Source organism: Limnospira fusiformis SAG 85.79, assembly GCF_012516315.1.
GTDB classification, from domain to species: domain Bacteria; phylum Cyanobacteriota; class Cyanobacteriia; order Cyanobacteriales; family Microcoleaceae; genus Limnospira; species Limnospira fusiformis.
Genome location: NZ_CP051185.1, coordinates 1,006,308 through 1,025,027, shown reverse-complemented (window position 1 = coordinate 1,025,027; position 18,720 = coordinate 1,006,308). Strand labels below are relative to the sequence as shown.

The following is an 18,720-nucleotide window of genomic DNA, read 5'->3' as shown; positions in this document are numbered from 1 at the left end:
TGTCTGAACCCAGCTTTAGTAGCGCTTTAGTAGGTTGGGTGAAGCGCAGCGCAACCCAACTTCCCCAGCCGTGATAAATCAGGTTTCTGTGAAAAAGCGGGTTAATTTTCGGCATTTATGGTAATGTAGAATCAGGTATCAATAACCATCCTGATTATGAGCCAATGTCTGAACCCAGACTGCCTCCACATCAACCCCGAAGGTTGTAATTTCTGCCAAAAATGTGGTAGTAAACTCCGACTGGTAGAACGCTACTATGCTAAAAGCATCCTCGGACAAGGCGGGTTCGGACGCACATTTCTGGCAGTGGATGACTTCAAACCTTCTAAACCTCCCTGCGTGATTAAGCAATTCCTTCCCCAGGCGCAAGGAACCGCTACCCTAGAAAAAGCCGCCCAATTATTCGACCAAGAAGCCCAACGTTTAGAAATCCTCGGCAAACATTCCCAAATCCCGGAACTGTTGGCTTATTTTACGGCTGATAACCGTCAATATTTAATTCAGGAATTTATCGAAGGGGAAACCCTAGAACAGGAGCTAGATAAAGGCGCTTTTACGGAAAATAAAATCAGTTCCCTGCTCAAGGATTTATTGCCAGTTTTGTATTTTGTACACAAACATAAAGTAATTCACCGGGATATTAAACCGGAAAACATCATTAGACGAGCCAGTGATAACAAGTTAGTCCTAGTGGATTTTGGGGCGGCTAAACAGGTGCATAGCACATCTATGAGCGTCACCGGAACCGTTATCGGTTCGGCGGCATATTGCGCCCCGGAACAGGCTATGGGAAAACCTCAATATGGGAGTGATTTATATAGTTTAGGGGTGACTTGTTTATACCTGCTAACCCAAGCCAGTCCGTCAGATTTATATGACCCCTTAGAAGCACAATGGGTGTGGCGGGAGCATTTAAATGGCAATCATGTGAGTGATAAATTAGGCGAAATCTTAGACCGTTTGGTTGAGACAGTCTTTAAAAAACGCTATAAATCTGTAGCGGAAGTTTGGGCACATTTACGGCGATATTATGGGAAACAGACCAACCCAACAAATCCTCAACCCGTCATCCAAGAGACTGTTAAACAAACTCCCAATACAACTCCCCCAGCGGTACCCCAGAAGTTTAAATTTGACATCGTTACGGTCAATTCAATGGGTCGAGAAATTAACCGCGAGACTGTTAAACAGACTCCCAATACAACTCCCCCAGCGGTACCCCAGAAGTTTAAATTTGACATCGTTACGGTCAATTCAATGGGTCGAGAAATTAACCGCCGTCCCGGTCAGGCTGAATGTATTATCGAAGACCTGGGAAATGGTTTGATTCTGGAGATGGTGCTAATTCCGGGGGGAACCTTTACCATGGGTGTGCCGAGTGGTGAAACTGGAAGTTCTGATGTTGAAAGACCCCAACACCGAGTCACGATTAAACCCTTCCTCATGGGGAAATATCCGGTTACCCAAGAACAATGGCGACAAGTGGCTAGTTTCCCCAAACTCCAACGAGGCCTGAGCCTAGACCCCTCAAGATTTAAAGGATTAAATCGTCCCGTTGAATCGGTTTCATGGTATGATGTAATGGAGTGGTGCGCCCGCCTCTCGAAAAGAATTGGCAAACCCTACCGATTACCGAGTGAAGCGGAGTGGGAATATGCAGCTCGCGCCGGAACTACTAGCCCCTTTCATGTCGGTGATACCCTGACGACAGACCTCGCCAACTACGATGGCAACTACAGCTATAGCTCAGGACCCAAGGGAGCCTACCGCAGACAAACCAACCCCGTCGGTCAGTTTCAAAACGCCAACGCCTTTGGCTTGTATGATATCCACGGGAATGTTTGGGAGTGGTGCGCTGACCCCTGGCGCGAAGGCTATGGTGGCGCTCCCTCGGACGGAGGAGTGTGGGATTATGGTAACAATAATCGTTATGAAAACCTTGTTGAACATTTAGTCAACTTTTTGGGAAAAACAGACAGAAGAGTGCTGCGTGGCGGTTCGTGGTTCAACGTTCCTGGCTACTGCCGTTGTGCCAACCGCGGCAGGTTCGACCCGGGCTCCCTCAAAAACTACAACGGTTTTCGGGTAGCCTGTGCGCTTTAGTAGGTTGGGTGAAGCGCAGCGTAACCCAACTTCCCAGCCAGCCGTGAGCCACCGGGTTTCTGTGAAAAAGCGGGTTAATTTTGGGCATTTATGGTAATGTAGAATCAGGTATCAATAACCCTCCTGATTATGAGCCAGTGTCTCAACCCAGCGCTTTAGTAGGTTGGGTGAAGCGCAGCGTAACCCAACTTCCCCAGCCGTGATAAATCAGGTTTCTGTGAAAAAGCGGGTTAATTTTGGGCATTTATGGTAATGTAGAATCAGGTATCAATAACCCTCCTGATTATGAGCCAGTGTCTCAACCCAGCGCTTTAGTAGGTTGGGTGAAGCGCAGCGTAACCCAACTTCCCCAGCCGTGATAAATCAGGTGTCTGTGAAAAAGCGGGTTAATTTTGGGCATTTATGGTAATGTAGAATCAGGTATCAATAACCCTCCTGATTATGAGCCAATGTCTGAACCCAGACTGCATCCACAGCTTTAGTAGGTTGGGTGAAGCGCAGCGCAACCCAACTTCCCCAGCCGTGATAAATCAGGTGTCTGTGAAACAGCGGGTTAATTTTCGGCATTTATGGTAATGTAGAATCAGGTATCAATAACCATCCTGATTATGAGCCAATGTCTGAACCCAGACTGCCTCCACATCAACCCCGAAGGTTGTAATTTCTGCCAAAAATGTGGCAGTAAACTCCGACTGGTAGAACGCTACTATGCTAAAAGCATCCTCGGACAAGGTGGGTTCGGACGCACATTTCTGGCAGTGGATGACTTCAAACCTTCTAAACCTCCCTGCGTGATTAAGCAATTCCTTCCCCAGGCGCAAGGAACCGCTACCCTAGAAAAAGCCGCCCAATTATTCGACCAAGAAGCCCAACGTTTAGAACTTCTCGGCAAACATTCCCAAATCCCGGAACTGTTGGCTTATTTTACGGCTGATAACCGTCAATATTTAATTCAGGAATTTATCGAAGGAGACACCCTACAACAGGAGTTAGACAATCAAGGCGCTTTTACAGAAAATCAAATCATTTCGCTGCTCAAGGATTTATTGCCAGTTTTGTATTTTGTACACAAACATAAAGTAATTCACCGGGATATTAAACCGGAAAACATCATTAGACGCGCCAGTGATAACAAGTTAGTCATAGTGGATTTTGGAGCATCTAAACAGGTGCAGCGCACATCTATGAGCGTCGCGGGAACGGTTATCGGTTCGGCGGAATATTGCGCCCCGGAACAGGCTATGGGAAAACCTCAATATGGGAGTGATTTATATAGTTTAGGGGTGACTTGTTTATACCTGCTAACCCAAGTGAGTCCGTCATATTTATATGACCCCTTAGAATCACAATGGGTGTGGCGTGAGCATTTAAATGGCAATCAGGTGAGTGATAAATTAGGCGAAATCTTAGAGCGTTTGGTTGAGACAGTATTTAAAAAACGCTATCAATCTGTAGCCGAAGTATGGGCAGATTTACAGCGATATTATGGGAAACCGACCAACAATACAACTGGCAAACCGGTAACCCAGAAGTTTGAATTTGATATCGTTACGGTCAATTCAAAGGGCAGAGAAATTAACCGCCGTCGCGGTCAGGCTGAATGTATTATCGAAGACCTGGGAAATGGGGTGACTCTGGAGATGGTGCTAATTCCGGGGGGAACCTTTACCATGGGTGCGCCGAGTGGTGAAGCTGGAAGTTCATACGCTGAAAGACCCCAACACCGAGTCACGATTAAACCCTTCCTCATGGGAAAATATCCGGTTACCCAAGCACAATGGCGACAAGTGGCTAGTTTCCCCAAACTCCAACGGGACTTGAGCCTAGACCCCTCATATTTTAAAGGATTAAATCTTCCGGTTGAAAAAGTTTTTTGGTATGATGTAATGGAGTGGTGCGATCGCCTCTCGAAAAGAATTGGCAAACCCTACCGATTACCCAGTGAAGCGGAGTGGGAATATGCAGCCCGCGCCGGAACTACTAGCCCCTTTCATGTCGGTGATACCCTGACGACGGACCTCGCCAACTACGATGGCAACCACACCTATAGCTCAGGACCCAAGGGAGCCTACCGCGAACAAACCACCCCCGTCGGTCAGTTTCAACACGCCAACGCCTTTGGCTTGTATGATATCCACGGGAACGTTTGGGAATGGTGCGCTGACCCCTGGCACGACAGCTACAATGGTGCGCCTTCGGATGGTCGTGTGTGGGATGTTGGTAACGATAATCGTTATCAATTACGAATAGCTATCAACTCTTCACGAATAGCTATCAACTCTTTGGGAAAAACAGAAAGAAGGGTGCTGCGCGGCGGTTCGTGGTACGACTATCCAGATAACTGCCGTTGTGCCTACCGCTACGGGGCTGACCCGGACTTCCTCTTCTACAACAACGGTTTTCGGGTAGCGCTTTAGTAGGTTGGGTTTCGCTGCGCTTCACCCAACTTCCCAGCCAGCCGTGAGCCACCGGGTTTCTGTTTCGGCAACCCAAGCAGCAGCGGATTTTGGTAAAATACGCCCATATTTTATCGATTCCATCATGTTGTGGCAAAACGGACAGAAACTCAACAACGGGAACTATATGGTCGATCGCATTTTGGGACAGGGGCGATTTTCCGTCACCTATCTCGCCAAGGAAGTGCGGACGAATGGCTATGTTGCCATTAAAACCCTGAATCCCGACGCTTCCATGTTAAAAGATCTCAAGCCCTCGGAACGGGAAAAATATGCGACCAAATTTTATGATGAAGCCCTAAAACTCTCCCAATGCCAACATCCTCATATTGTCAAAGTGCGAGAAATTTTTGAGGAAGCGGTGCGGGAGGGATGGTTTGCCAATACTCGCTATCCGTGTATCGTCATGGACTATATTGATGGGGTCAGTCTCGGTCAGCGGGGAGAACCTCAACTTCCCGAAAAAATTGCCCTGGGCTATATTCAACAAATTGGTTCCGCTTTGATTTCCGTCCACCAACGGGGTCTTTTGCATCGAGATCTTAAACCCGGAAATATTATGATTCGCGCCGGAAAACAAGAGGCGATTTTAATTGATTTTGGCTTGGCGAGGTCTTTCGATCATCCCCTCACCCAACAAATTACCGTTGATGGCTTTGCACCCTTCGAATTGTATTCCCACCTGGAACCCAAAGGACCCTGGACGGACGTTTACAGCCTGGCGGCGACCCTGTATGTGCTGCTGACCGGAAAAAAACCTGAAAGTGCCTTAGATCGCCATGATACCAAGTCCGATGTGCATTTGACTCCCCCCCGTTTGCACAATCCCAAGATTAGCCAAAAGGTTAATCAGGCGATCGTTCATGCCATGGCTTTAATTCCGGGCGATCGCACCCAGAGTGTACCGGAATTTCTGCGGGAATTGGGAATCGGGCGCTGGTCGCCAATTCCCCAATGGGATAGTCTGCCGATCGCCCTTCAATTGGCTGCTACTGTTGCCGGCATTCTCGGTGCGATCGCAACCATAATCGCCCTATTTTTAAATAAATAGCCCTGGGTGGGTGTACAATATTGACATCCTCACCGACTGACACCCGGACAATGTACTGGCAAAACGGACACTCACTCCAAAACGGCAAATTCACCATCGAAACTGTCCTCGGACAGGGTGGGTTCGGCATTACCTACAAAGCCCTGCATCGGGGCTTCAATGCCCCCGTGGTGATCAAAACCCCCAATGCCTTTTTGCGACATGACCCCGACTATGCCAAATACGTCCAACGCTTCATCCGGGAAGCCCAAATTTTAGCCCAACTGGAGAGGGACCCCAACCCCCACATCGTCCGCGTCAAGGACTTATTTGAAGAATCCGACTCCCATTGTCTGGTAATGGAATTTATCGAGGGCAAAAACCTCTATACTCTGGTGCAGGAACAAGGCCCCCTTTCGGAAGCGACCGCCCTGGAGTTAATTTGTCCGGTGGCTCAGGCTTTGGCACAGGTGCATCGCGCTGGTATTGTTCACCGGGATGCCACCCCGGTTAATATCATGTTGCGAGGTAACCGTCAGCCGGTATTGATTGATTTTGGCATCGCTGGAAATGTCGTCCCCAGTGTCACCAGTTCCAAGATTTTTGGCAATAAGGCTTTTGCACCCTACGAACAGTTAATTAAAGGCGATCGCTCCCCCACGGTCGATATTTACACTCTGGCAGCATCTCTCTATTATGCCGTAACGAAGCAGTTGCCGAGGGACTGTTTTTCCCGCAAGGTAGACCGGGAAGAGTTGGTGCCGCCCAAGGATTTGGCATCGGTGAGCGATGCTATTAATGATGCGATTATGGCGGGGATGGCGTTAAATAAAACCCAGCGCCCTCAGTCGATGGAGGAGTGGTTAAAGCTGTTGGAACCGCCGAAACCCACCCCCCTTTACCGACCAAAAACGACTTCTTTTTCCTTTGACATCGTTACCGTCAATTCAAAGGGACAAGAAATTAACCGCCGTCCCGGTCAGGCTGAATGTATTATCGAAGACCTGGGAAATGGTGTGACTCTGGAGATGGTGCTAATTCCGGGGGGAACCTTTATTATGGGTGCGCCGAGTGGTGAAGCTGGAAGTTCTAATGCTGAAAGACCCCAACACCGAGTCACGATTAAACCCTTCCTAATGGGGAAATATCCGGTTACCCAAGCACAATGGCGACAAGTGGCTAGTTTCCCCAAACTCCAACGAGACCTGAACCCAGACCCCTCAAGATTTAAAGGATTAAATCTTCCGGTTGAAAAAGTTTCATGGTATGATGTAATCGAGTGGTGCGCCCGCCTCTCGAAAAGAATCGGCAAACCCTACCGATTGCCCAGTGAAGCCGAGTGGGAATATGCAGCCCGCGCCGGAACAACTAGCCCCTTTCATGTCGGTGATACCCTGACGACAGACCTCGCCAACTACGATGGCAACTACACCTATAGCTCAGGACCCAAGGGAGCCTACCGCGAACAAACCACCCCCGTCGGTCAGTTTCAACACGCCAACGCATTTGGCTTGTATGATATCCACGGAAATGTTTGGGAATGGTGCGCTGACCCCTGGCACGACAGCTACAATGGTGCGCCTTCGGATGGTCGTGTGTGGGATGTTGGGAACGATAATCGTTATCAAAACCCTATTGAATATTTAGTCAAGTTTTTGGAAAGCAAAGACGACCGAGTGCTGCGCGGCGGTTCGTGGGACGACCTTCCAGAGAGCTGCCGTTGTGCCTTCCGCGACTGGGTCGGCCCGGACATCCTCAACCTCAACTACGGTTTTCGGGTAGCCTGTGCCCCCCCCGACTCTTAGCTCTTAGCGCTTTTGCGGTTTTGCCCTTTACCCTGTTAGCCATTTACCCTTTTGAGCGATCGCAGCGAGCTTTTTTTATATTTCCCCAATTTTACACCATAAATATGGATTTGTGTGTAAAGAAATGTTAAATTTAAATTGCCCTTGTGTAAACAACAACGATGTAGGTTGGGTGAAGCGCAGCGAAACCCAACTTCCCCAGCCGTGATAAATCAGGTTTCTGTGAAAAAGCGGGTTAATTTTCGGCATTTATGGTAATGTAGAATCAGGTATCAATAACCCTCCTGATTATGAGCCAGTGTCTCAACCCAGACTGCCTCCACATCAACCCCGACGGTTCCCAGTTTTGCCAAAAATGTGGCAGTAAACTCCGACTGGTAGAACGCTACTATGCTAAAAGCATCCTCGGACAAGGTGGGTTCGGACGCACATTTCTGGCAGTGGATGACTTCAAACCTTCTAAACCTCCCTGTGTGATTAAACAATTCCTTCCCCAGGCGCAAGGAACCGCTACCCTAGAAAAAGCCGCCCAATTATTCGACCAAGAAGCCCAACGTTTAGAACTCCTCGGCAAACATTCCCAAATCCCGGAACTGTTGGCTTATTTTACCGCTGATAACCGTCAATATTTAATTCAGGAATTTATCGAAGGGGAAACCCTACAACAGGAGTTAGATAATCAAGGCGCTTTTACGGAAAATCAAATCATTTCGCTGCTCAAGGATTTATTGCCAGTTTTGGATTTCGTCCACCAAAATCAAGTGATTCACCGGGATATTAAACCGGACAACATCATTAGACGAGCCAGTGATAATAAGTTAGTTATAGTGGATTTTGGAGCATCTAAACAGGTGCGACGCACATCTCTTAGCGTGACGGGAACGGTTATCGGTTCGGCGGAATATTGGGCCCCGGAACAGGCTATGGGAAAACCTCAATATGGGAGTGATTTATATAGTTTAGGGGTGACTTGTTTATATCTGCTAACCGAAGTGAGTCCGTCAGATTTATATGACCCCTTAGAAGCCGAATGGGTGTGGCGTGACTATGAGTATTTCAATGACAATCAGGTGAGTGATAAACTAGGCAAAATCTTAGACCGCTTGGTTGAGACAGTCTTTAAAAAACGCTATCAATCTGTAGCGGAAGTGTGGGCAGATTTACAGCGATATTATGGGAAACAGACCAACCCCACAAATCCTCAACCCGTCATCCCAGAGACTGTTAAACAGACTCCCAATACAACTGGCAAACCGGTAACCCAGAAGTTTGAATTTGATATCGTTACGGTCAATTCAATGGGTCGAGAAATTAACCGCCGTACCGGTCAGGCTGAATGTATTATCGAAGACCTGGGAAATGGGGTGACTCTGGAGATGGTAAAAATTCCGGGGGGAACCTTTATTATGGGTGCGCCGAGTGGTGAAGCTGGAAGTTCATACGCTGAAAGACCCCAACACCGAGTCACGATTAAACCCTTCCTCATGGGGAAATATCCGGTTACCCAAGCACAATGGCAACAAGTGGCTAGTTTCCCCAAACTCCAACGGGACCTCAACTATAACCCCTCCAAATTTGCCGGATTAAATCTTCCCGTTGAATCGGTTTCATGGTATGATGTGGTGGAATGGTGTGCGCGCCTCTCGAAAAGAATTGGCAAACCCTACCGATTGCCCAGTGAAGCCGAGTGGGAATATGCAGCCCGCGCTGGAACCACTAGCCCCTTTCATGTCGGTGATACCCTGACGACGGACCTCGCCAACTACGATGGCGGCTACAGCTATAGCTCAGGACCGAGGGGAGCCTACCGCAAAAAAACCACCCCCGTCGGTCAGTTTCAACACGCCAACGCCTTTGGCTTGTATGATATCCACGGGAATATTTGGGAATGGTGCGCTGACCCCTGGCACGAAGGCTATGGTGGCGCTCCCTCGGACGGGCGAGTGTGGGATTATGGTAACGATAATCGTTATGAAAACATTATTGAACATTTAGTCGATTTTTTGGAAAAAGGGACAAAAGACATGAGGGTGCTGCGCGGCGGTTCGTGGCTAAACTTTCCTGTGAGCTGCCGTTGTGCCAACCGCGTCATGGACTACCCGGACAGCTTCGGCCGCAACAGCGGTTTTCGGGTAGCGCTTTAGTAGGTTGGGTGAAGCGCAGCCGGGCCCAACTTCCCAGCCAGCCGTGAGCCACCGGGTTTCTGTGAAAAAGCGGGTTAATTTTGGGCATTTATGGTAATGTAGAATCAGGTATCAATAACCCTCCTGATTATGAGCCAGTGTCTCAACCCAGCGCTTTAGTAGGTTGGGTGAAGCGCAGCGCAACCCAACTTTCCCAGCCGTGATAAATCAGGTGTCTGTGAAAAAGCGGGTTAATTTTGGGCATTTATGGTAATGTAGAATCAGGTATCAATAACCCTCCTGATTATGAGCCAGTGTCTCAACCCAGCGCTTTAGTAGGTTGGGTGAAGCGCAGCGCAACCCAACTTTCCCAGCCGTGATAAATCAGGTGTCTGTGAAAAAGCGGGTTAATTTTGGGCATTTATGGTAATGTAGAATCAGGTATCAATAACCCTCCTGATTATGAGCCAGTGTCTCAACCCGGACTGCCTCCACAGCAACCCCGAAGGTTCCCAGTTTTGCCAAAAATGTGGCAGTAAACTCCGACTGGCAGAACGCTACTATGCTAAAAGCATCCTCGGACAAGGCGGGTTCGGACGCACATTTCTGGCAGTGGATGACTTCAAACCTTCTAAACCTCCCTGCGTGATTAAGCAATTCCTTCCCCAGGCGCAAGGAACCGCTACCCTAGAAAAAGCCGCCCAATTATTCGACCAAGAAGCCCAACGTTTAGAACTCCTCGGCAAACATTCCCAAATCCCGGAACTGTTGGCTTATTTTACGGCTGATAACCGTCAATATTTAATTCAGGAATTTATCGAAGGGGAAACCCTACAACAGGAGCTAGATAATCAAGGCGCTTTTAGCGAAAATCAAATCATTTCGCTGCTAGAGGATTTATTGCCAGTTTTGGATTTCGTCCACCAAAATCAAGTGATTCACCGGGATATTAAACCGGAAAACATCATTAGACGAGCCAGTGATAACAAGTTAGTCCTAGTGGATTTTGGAGCATCTAAACAGGTGCGGCGCACATCTATGAGCGTCACCGGAACGGTTATCGGTTCGGCGGAATATTGCGCCCCGGAACAGGCTATGGGAAAACCTCAATATGGGAGTGATTTATATAGTTTAGGGGTGACTTGTTTATACCTGCTAACCGAAGTGAGTCCGTCGAATTTATATGACCCCTTAGAATTACAATGGGTGTGGCGTGAGCATTTAAATGACAATCAGTTGAGTGAGAAACTAGGCAAAATCTTAGACCGTTTGGTTGAGACAGTGTTTAACAAACGCTATCAATCTGTAGCGGAAGTTTGGGAAGATTTACGGCGATATTATGGGAAATCGCCCAACCCAACAAGTCCTCAAACCGTCATCCCAGAGACTGTTAAACAGACTCCCAATACAACTGGCAAACCGGTAACCCAGAAGTTTGAATTTGATATCGTTACGGTCAATTCAATGGGTCGAGAAATTAACCGTCGTCCCGGTCAGGCTGAATGTATTATCGAAGACCTGGGAAACGGTGTAACCCTGGAGATGGTGCTAATTCCGGGGGGAACCTTTATTATGGGTTCACCTGCATCCGAAAAGCGATGGAGTCGCTATCATGGCGAAGAAGAACCCCAACACCAAGTCACGATTAAACCCTTCCTAATGGGGAAATATCCGGTTACCCAAGCACAATGGCAACAAGTGGCTAGTTTCCCCAAACTTCAACGGGACCTGAGCCTAGACCCCCCAAGATTTAAAGGATTAAATCTTCCCGTTGAATCGGTTTCATGGTATGATGTAATGGAGTGGTGCGATCGCCTCTCAAAAGTAATCAGCAAACCCTACCGATTACCCAGTGAAGCCGAGTGGGAATATGCAGCTCGCGCCGGAACCACTAGCCCCTTTCATGTCGGTGATACCCTGACCACCGACCTCGCCAACTACCGTGGCGACTACACCTATAGCTCAGGACCCAAGGGAGCCTACCGCGAACAAACCACCCCCGTCGGTCAGTTTCAACACGCCAACGCATTTGGCTTGTATGATATCCACGGGAACGTTTGGGAATGGTGCGCTGACCCCTGGCACGACAGCTACAATGGTGCGCCTTCGGATGGTCGTGTGTGGGATGTTGGGAACGATAATCGTTATCAAAAACCTATTGAATATTTAGTCAAGTTTTTGGGAAGCAAAGACCACCGAGTGCTGCGCGGCGGTTCGTGGTACGGCAATCCAGAAAGCTGCCGTTGTGCCTACCGCTACAGGTCCGACCCGGACAACCTCTACTACAACGTCGGTTTTCGGGTAGCGCTTTAGTAGGTTGGGTGAAGCGCAGCGAAACCCAACTTTCCCAGCCGTGATAAATCAGGTGTCTGTGAAAAAGCGGGTTAATTTTGGGCATTTATGGTAATGTAGAATCAGGTATCAATAACCCTCCTGATTATGAGCCAGTGTCTCAACCCAGACTGCCTCCACATCAACCCCGACGGTTCCCAGTTTTGCCAAAAATGTGGCAGTCAACTCCGACTGGCAGAACGCTACTATGCTAAAAGCATCCTCGGACAAGGTGGCTTCGGACGCACATTTCTGGCAGTGGATGACTTCAAACCTTCTAAACCTCCCTGTGTGATTAAACAATTCCTTCCCCAGGCGCAAGGAACCGCTACCCTAGAAAAAGCAGCCGAATTATTCGACCAAGAAGCCCAACGTTTAGAACTCCTCGGCAAACATTCCCAAATCCCGGAACTTTTGGCTTATTTTACGGCTGATAACCGTCAATATTTAATTCAGGAATTTATCAAAGGGGAAACCCTACAACAGGAGTTAGACAATCAAGGCGCTTTTACGGAAAATCAAATCATTTCCCTGCTCAAGGATTTATTGCCAGTTTTGTATTTTGTACACAAACATAAAGTAATTCACCGGGATATTAAACCGGAAAACATCATTAGACGAGCCAGTGATAAAAAGTTAGTCCTAGTGGATTTTGGAGCATCTAAACAGGTGCGGCGCACATCTATGAGCGTCACCGGAACGGTTATCGGTTCGGCGGAATATTGCGCCCCGGAACAGGCTATGGGAAAACCTCAATATGGGAGTGATTTATATAGTTTAGGGGTGACTTGTTTATACCTGCTAACCCAAGTGAGTCCGTCATATTTATATGACCCCTTAGAATCACAATGGGTGTGGCGTGAGCATTTAAATGGCAATCAGGTGAGTGATAAATTAGGCGAAATCTTAGAGCGTTTGGTTGAGACAGTCTTTAAAAAACGCTATCAATCTGTAGCCGAAGTATGGGCAGATTTACAGCGATATTATGGGAAACCGACTAACAATACAACTGGCAAACCGGTAACCCAGAAGTTTGAATTTGATATCGTTACGGTCAATTCAAAGGGACAAGAAATTAACCGTCGTCCCGGTCAGGCTGAATGTATTATCGAAGACCTGGGAAATGGGGTGACTCTGGAGATGGTAAAAATTCCGGGGGGAACCTTTAAAATGGGTGCGCCGAGGGGTGAAGCTGGAAGTTCACTAAATAAGGAAAGACCCCAACACCAAGTCACGATTAAACCCTTCCTCATGGGGAAATATCCCGTTACCCAAGCACAATGGCGACAAGTGGCTAGTTTCCCCAAACTCCAACGGGACCTGAACCTAGACCCCTCACATTTTAAAGGATTAAATCTTCCCGTTGAAAAAGTTTCATGGTATGATGTAATCGAGTGGTGCGCCCGCCTCTCGAAAAGAATCGGCAAACCCTACCGATTGCCCAGTGAAGCGGAGTGGGAATATGCAGCCCGCGCCGGAACCACTAGCCCCTTTCACGTCGGTGATACCCTGACGACAGACCTCGCCAACTACTATGGCAACTACACCTATAGCTCAGGACCCAAGGGAGCCTACCGCGAACAAACCACCCCCGTCGGTCAGTTTCAACACGCCAACGCCTTTGGCTTGTATGATATCCACGGAAATGTTTGGGAATGGTGCGCTGACCCCTGGCACGACAGCTACAATGGTGCGCCTTCGGATGGTCGTGTGTGGGATGTTGGGAACGATAATCGTTATCAAAAACCTATTGAATATTTAGTCAACTTTTTGGGAAGCAAGGAACGACGAGTGCTGCGCGGCGGTTCGTGGGACTTCTTTCCAGAAAACTGCCGTTGTGCCTACCGCTTCTGGGACAGCCCGGACTTCCTCGACTACTACGTCGGTTTTCGGGTAGCCTGTGCCCCCCCCGACTCTTAGCGCTTTAGTAGGTTGGGTGAAGCGCAGCGAAACCCAACTTCCCCCAGCCCAACGGGGTTTGTTTCCCAATGCGGAACCGGGAACTTGAGCCCCCATTGTACCATCACACTGATGCACTCAAAAGCGATCGCATTATTGGGAGTGAGTGTAAAATAAGTGCAAATGCCAACACGGTTAACAGTGGCATATATCAACCCAACTTCCCCCAGCCCAACGGGGTTTGTTTCCCAATGCGGAACCGGGAACTTAAGCCCCCATTGTACCATCACACTGATGCACTCAAAAGCGATCGCATTATTGGGAGTGAGTGTAAAATGAGTGCAAATGCCAACACGGTTAACAGTGGCATATATCAGTATCAATAACCCTCCTGATTATGAGCCAGTGTCTCAACCCAGCGCTTTAGTAGGTTGGGTGAAGCGCAGCGCAACCCAACTTTCCCAGCCGTGATAAATCAGGTGTCTGTGAAAAAGCGGGTTAATTTTGGGCATTTATGGTAATGTAGAATCAGGTATCAATAACCCTCCTGATTATGAGCCAGTGTCTCAACCCAGCGCTTTAGTAGGTTGGGTGAAGCGCAGCGCAACCCAACTTTCCCAGCCGTGATAAATCAGGTGTCTGTGAAAAAGCGGGTTAATTTTGGGCATTTATGGTAATGTAGAATCAGGTATCAATAACCCTCCTGATTATGAGCCAGTGTCTCAACCCGGACTGCCTCCACAGCAACCCCGAAGGTTCCCAGTTTTGCCAAAAATGTGGCAGTAAACTCCGACTGGCAGAACGCTACTATGCTAAAAGCATCCTCGGACAAGGTGGGTTCGGACGCACATTTCTGGCAGTGGATGACTTCAAACCTTCTAAACCTCCCTGCGTGATTAAGCAATTCCTTCCCCAGGCGCAAGGAACCGCTACCCTAGAAAAAGCCGCCCAATTATTCGACCAAGAAGCCCAACGTTTAGAACTCCTCGGCAAACATTCCCAAATCCCGGAACTTTTGGCTTATTTTACGGCTGATAACCGTCAATATTTAATTCAGGAATTTATCGAAGGAGAAACCCTACAACAGGAGTTAGATAATCAAGGCGCTTTTACCGAAAATCAAATCATTTCGCTGCTCAAGGATTTATTGCCAGTTTTGGATTTCGTCCACCAAAATCAAGTGATTCACCGGGATATTAAACCGGAAAACATCATTAGACGCGCCAGTGATAATAAGTTAGTTCTAGTGGATTTTGGAGCATCTAAACAAGTGCGGCGCACATCTATGAGCGTAGCGGGAACGGTTATCGGTTCGGCGGAATATTGCGCCCCGGAACAGGCTATGGGAAAACCTCAATATGGGAGTGATTTATATAGTTTAGGGGTGACTTGTTTATATCTGCTAACCCAAGTTAGTCCGTCAGATTTATATGACCCCTTAGAATCACAATGGGTTTGGCGTGAGCATTTAAATGGCAATCAGGTGAGTGATAAACTAGGCGAAATCTTAGACCGTTTGGTTGAGACAGTCTTTAGAAAACGCTATCAATCTGTAGCGGAAGTTTGGGCAGATTTACAGCCATCTGATGATAGTCCAAAACCCCCAACCCAGAAGTTTGAATTTGACATCGTTACGGTCAATTCAATGGGTCGAGAAATTAACCGTCGTCCCGGTCAGGCTGAATGTATTATCGAAGACCTGGGAAATGGGGTGACTCTGGAGATGGTGCTAATTCCGGGGGGAACCTTTATTATGGGTTCACCGAGTGGTGAAGCTAAAAGTGATGATGATGAAAGACCCCAACACCGAGTCACGATTAAACCCTTCCTCATGGGGAAATATCCGGTTACCCAAGAACAATGGCGACAAGTGGCTAGTTTCCCCAAACTTCAACGGGACCTGAGCCTAGACCCCTCAAGATTTAAAGGATTAAATCTTCCGGTTGAAAAAGTTTCATGGTATGATGTAATCGAGTGGTGCGCCCGCCTCTCGAAAAGAATTGGCAAACCCTACCGATTGCCCAGTGAAGCCGAGTGGGAATATGCAGCCCGTGCCGGAACAACTAGCCCCTTTCATGTCGGTGATACCCTGACGACAGACCTCGCCAACTACAATGGCAGCAGCACCTATAGCTCAGAACCCAAGGGAGCCTACCGCGAACAAACCACCCCCGTCGGTCAGTTTCAACACGCCAACGCCTTTGGCTTGTATGATATCCACGGAAATGTTTGGGAATGGTGCGCTGACCCCTGGCATGATAGCTACAATGGTGCGCCTTCGGATGGTGGTGTGTGGGATGTTGGGAACGATAGTCGTTATCAAAAACCTATTGAATATTTAGTCAAGTTTTTGGAAAGCAAAGAAAGACGTGTGCTGCGCGGCGGTTCGTGGAGCTACAATCCAGAAAGCTGCCGTTGTGCCCTCCGCAACTGGGGCGACCCAGACTTCCTCGACGACTTCCTCAGTTTTCGGGTAGCGCTTTAGTAGGTTGGGTGAAGCGCAGCGAAACCCAACTTCCCAGCCAGCCGTGAGCCACCGGGTTTCTGTGAAAAAGCGGGTTAATTTTTGGCATTTATGGTAATGTAGAATCAGGTATCAATAACCATCCTGATTATGAGCCAATGTCTGAACCCAGACTGCCTCCACATCAACCCCGAAGGTTTCCAATTTTGCCAAAAATGTGGCAGTCAACTCCGACTGGCAGAACGCTACTATGCTCAAAGCATCCTCGGACAAGGTGGCTTCGGACGCACATTTCTGGCAGTGGATGACTTCAAACCTTCTAAACCTCCCTGCGTGATTAAGCAATTCCTTCCCCAGGCACAAGGAACCGCTAACCTGCAAAAAGCAGCCGAATTATTCGACCAAGAAGCCCAACGTTTAGAACTCCTCGGCAAACATTCCCAAATCCCGGAACTTTTGGCTTATTTTACGGCTGATAACCGTCAATATTTAATTCAGGAATTTATCAAAGGGGAAACCCTACAACAGGAGTTAGATAATCAAGGCGCTTTTAGCGAAAATCAAATCAGTTCCCTGCTAGAGGATTTATTGCCAGTTTTGGATTTCGTCCACCAAAATCAAGTGATTCACCGGGATATTAAACCGGAAAACATCATTAGACGCGCCAGTGATAATAAGTTAGTCCTAGTGGATTTTGGAGCATCTAAACAGGTGCGGCGCACATCTCTTAGCGTAGCGGGAACGGTTATCGGTTCGGCGGAATATTGCGCCCCGGAACAGGCTATGGGAAAACCTCAATATGGGAGTGATTTATATAGTTTAGGGGTGACTTGTTTATATCTGCTAACCCAAGTGAGTCCGTCATATTTATATGACCCCTTAGAATCACAATGGGTGTGGCGTGAGCATTTAAATGGCAATCAGGTGGGTGAGAAACTAGGCAAAATCTTAGAGCGTTTGGTTGAGACAGTATTTAAAAAACGCTATCAATCTGTAGCGGAAGTGTGGGAAGATTTACAGCGAGATTATGGGAAACCGACCAACCCAACAAGTCCTCAAACCGTCATCCCAGAGACTGTTAAACAGACTCCCAATAAAGCTTTCCAACCGGGAACCCAGAAGTTTGAATTTGATATCGTTACGGTCAATTCAATGGGTCGAGAAATTAACCGTCGTCCCGGTCAGGCTGAATGTATTATCGAAGACCTGGGAAATAGTGTGACTCTGGAGATGGTAAAAATTCCGGGGGGAACCTTTAAAATGGGTGCGCCGAGTGGTGAAGCTGGAAGTTCACTAAATAAGGAAAGACCCCAACACCAAGTCACGATTAAACCCTTCCTAATGGGGAAATATCCGGTTACCCAAGCACAATGGCGACAAGTGGCTAGTTTCCCCAAACTCCAACGGGACCTGAACCCAGACCCCTCAGCTTTTAAAGGATTAAATCTTCCCGTTGAATCGGTTGCATGGTATGATGTAATGGAGTGGTGCGCCCGCCTCTCGAAGAGAATTGGCAAACCCTACCGATTACCGAGTGAAGCGGAGTGGGAATATGCAGCCCGCGCCGGAACCACTAGCCCCTTTCACGTCGGTGATACCCTGACGACGGACCTCGCCAACTACGATGGCAACCACACCTATAGCTCAGGACCCCTGGGAGCCTACCGCGGACAAACCACCCCCGTCGGTCAGTTTCAACACGCCAACGCCTTTGGCTTGTATGATATCCACGGAAATGTTTCGGAATGGTGCGCTGACCCCTGGCACGACAGCTACAATGGTGCGCCTTCGGATGGTGGTGTGTGGGATTATGACAACGATATTCGTTATCAAAAACCTATTGAATATTTAGTCAACTTTTTGGAAAGCCAAGAAAGAAGGGTGCTGCGTGGCGGTTCGTGGCTCTTCAATCCAGTAGTCTGCCGTTGTGCCAACCGCGACAGGGGCGGCTCAGACCTCCTCTACTTCAGCTGCGGTTTTCGGGTGGCTTGTGCGCTTTAGTAGGTTGGGTGAAGCGCAGCGAAACCCAACTTCCCCCAGCCCAACGGGGTTTGTTTCCCAATGCGGAACCGGGAACTTGAGCCCCCATTGTACCATCACACTGATGCACTCAAAAGCGATCGCATTATTGGGAGTGAGTGTAAAATAAGTGCAAATGCCAACACGGTTAACAGTGGCATATATCAACCCAACTTCCCCCAGCCCAACGGGGTTTGTTTCCCAATGCGGAACCGGGAACTTAAGCCCCCATTGTACCATCACACTGATGCACTCAAAAGCGATCGCATTATTGGGAGTGAGTGTAAAATAAGTGCAAATGCCAACACGGTTAACAGTGGCATATATCAACCCAACTTCCCCCAGCCCAACGGGGTTTGTTTCCCAATGCGGAACCGGGAACTTAAGCCCCCATTGTACCATCACACTGATGCACTCAAAAGCGATCGCATTATTGGGAGTGAGTGTAAAATAAGTGCAAATGCCAACACGGTTAACAGTGGCATATATC

The 18,720-nt window shown here is 48.2% G+C and carries 11 protein-coding genes; all 11 read left to right on the top strand.

All coding sequences use genetic code 11. From position 1 onward, the window contains the following. The first annotated feature begins 156 nt into the window (after nt 1-156). The 11 genes from HFV01_RS04955 to HFV01_RS04910 all read left to right on the top strand — a co-directional run bounded on the left by HFV01_RS04955 (nt 157) and on the right by HFV01_RS04910 (nt 18,212). A complete protein-coding gene (locus HFV01_RS04955) occupies nt 157-2,103 on the top strand; it encodes a bifunctional serine/threonine-protein kinase/formylglycine-generating enzyme family protein (RefSeq protein ID WP_193520885.1) in 1,947 nt (648 codons plus the stop codon). A 441-nt stretch (nt 2,104-2,544) separates the two neighbouring features. Further along, on the top strand, nt 2,545-2,679 hold the full coding sequence (locus HFV01_RS30195; RefSeq protein ID WP_280949135.1) for a hypothetical protein: 135 nt from the start codon (nt 2,545-2,547) through the stop codon (nt 2,677-2,679). Nucleotides 2,680-2,711: 32 nt separating this feature from the next. Further along, on the top strand, nt 2,712-4,520 hold the full coding sequence (locus tag HFV01_RS04950; protein ID WP_193520884.1) for a bifunctional serine/threonine-protein kinase/formylglycine-generating enzyme family protein: 1,809 nt from the start codon (nt 2,712-2,714) through the stop codon (nt 4,518-4,520). 124 nt (nt 4,521-4,644) lie between these two features. Next, complete coding sequence (locus tag HFV01_RS04945) at nt 4,645-5,610, top strand: serine/threonine protein kinase (RefSeq protein ID WP_193520883.1); 966 nt, start codon at nt 4,645-4,647, stop codon at nt 5,608-5,610. A 50-nt stretch (nt 5,611-5,660) separates the two neighbouring features. Next, on the top strand, nt 5,661-7,394 hold the full coding sequence (locus tag HFV01_RS04940; RefSeq protein WP_193521261.1) for a bifunctional serine/threonine-protein kinase/formylglycine-generating enzyme family protein: 1,734 nt from the start codon (nt 5,661-5,663) through the stop codon (nt 7,392-7,394). Nucleotides 7,395-7,684: 290 nt separating this feature from the next. Beyond that, nucleotides 7,685-9,538 carry a bifunctional serine/threonine-protein kinase/formylglycine-generating enzyme family protein gene (locus HFV01_RS04935; RefSeq protein ID WP_193520882.1) on the top strand — a complete coding sequence of 618 codons (1,854 nt, stop codon included), beginning with the start codon at nt 7,685-7,687 and terminating at the stop codon, nt 9,536-9,538. 441 nt (nt 9,539-9,979) lie between these two features. Next, complete coding sequence (locus HFV01_RS04930; protein WP_193520881.1) at nt 9,980-11,830, top strand: bifunctional serine/threonine-protein kinase/formylglycine-generating enzyme family protein; 1,851 nt, start codon at nt 9,980-9,982, stop codon at nt 11,828-11,830. Between the two features lie 126 nt (nt 11,831-11,956). After that, nucleotides 11,957-13,768: a bifunctional serine/threonine-protein kinase/formylglycine-generating enzyme family protein gene (locus tag HFV01_RS04925; protein ID WP_193520880.1), complete on the top strand. Its 1,812-nt coding sequence runs from the start codon at nt 11,957-11,959 to the stop codon at nt 13,766-13,768. Nucleotides 13,769-13,863: 95 nt separating this feature from the next. Beyond that, nucleotides 13,864-14,133, top strand: a complete 270-nt coding sequence (locus HFV01_RS04920; protein ID WP_193520879.1) for a hypothetical protein — start codon at nt 13,864-13,866, stop codon at nt 14,131-14,133. A 323-nt stretch (nt 14,134-14,456) separates the two neighbouring features. Beyond that, nucleotides 14,457-16,232, top strand: a complete 1,776-nt coding sequence (locus HFV01_RS04915; protein ID WP_193520878.1) for a bifunctional serine/threonine-protein kinase/formylglycine-generating enzyme family protein — start codon at nt 14,457-14,459, stop codon at nt 16,230-16,232. Between the two features lie 129 nt (nt 16,233-16,361). Next, nucleotides 16,362-18,212 carry a bifunctional serine/threonine-protein kinase/formylglycine-generating enzyme family protein gene (locus HFV01_RS04910; RefSeq protein ID WP_193520877.1) on the top strand — a complete coding sequence of 617 codons (1,851 nt, stop codon included), beginning with the start codon at nt 16,362-16,364 and terminating at the stop codon, nt 18,210-18,212. Nucleotides 18,213-18,720: the final 508 nt, after the last annotated feature.

What these genes read in the sequence shown, in the direction of transcription:
- HFV01_RS04955 (WP_193520885.1), top strand. Translation starts at nt 157, where the DNA reads ATGAGCCAATGTCTGAACCCAGACTGCCTCCACATCAACCCCGAAGGT.
- HFV01_RS30195 (WP_280949135.1), top strand. Translation starts at nt 2,545, where the DNA reads ATGAGCCAATGTCTGAACCCAGACTGCATCCACAGCTTTAGTAGGTTG.
- HFV01_RS04950 (WP_193520884.1), top strand. Translation starts at nt 2,712, where the DNA reads ATGAGCCAATGTCTGAACCCAGACTGCCTCCACATCAACCCCGAAGGT.
- HFV01_RS04945 (WP_193520883.1), top strand. Translation starts at nt 4,645, where the DNA reads ATGTTGTGGCAAAACGGACAGAAACTCAACAACGGGAACTATATGGTC.
- HFV01_RS04940 (WP_193521261.1), top strand. Translation starts at nt 5,661, where the DNA reads ATGTACTGGCAAAACGGACACTCACTCCAAAACGGCAAATTCACCATC.
- HFV01_RS04935 (WP_193520882.1), top strand. Translation starts at nt 7,685, where the DNA reads ATGAGCCAGTGTCTCAACCCAGACTGCCTCCACATCAACCCCGACGGT.
- HFV01_RS04930 (WP_193520881.1), top strand. Translation starts at nt 9,980, where the DNA reads ATGAGCCAGTGTCTCAACCCGGACTGCCTCCACAGCAACCCCGAAGGT.
- HFV01_RS04925 (WP_193520880.1), top strand. Translation starts at nt 11,957, where the DNA reads ATGAGCCAGTGTCTCAACCCAGACTGCCTCCACATCAACCCCGACGGT.
- HFV01_RS04915 (WP_193520878.1), top strand. Translation starts at nt 14,457, where the DNA reads ATGAGCCAGTGTCTCAACCCGGACTGCCTCCACAGCAACCCCGAAGGT.
- HFV01_RS04910 (WP_193520877.1), top strand. Translation starts at nt 16,362, where the DNA reads ATGAGCCAATGTCTGAACCCAGACTGCCTCCACATCAACCCCGAAGGT.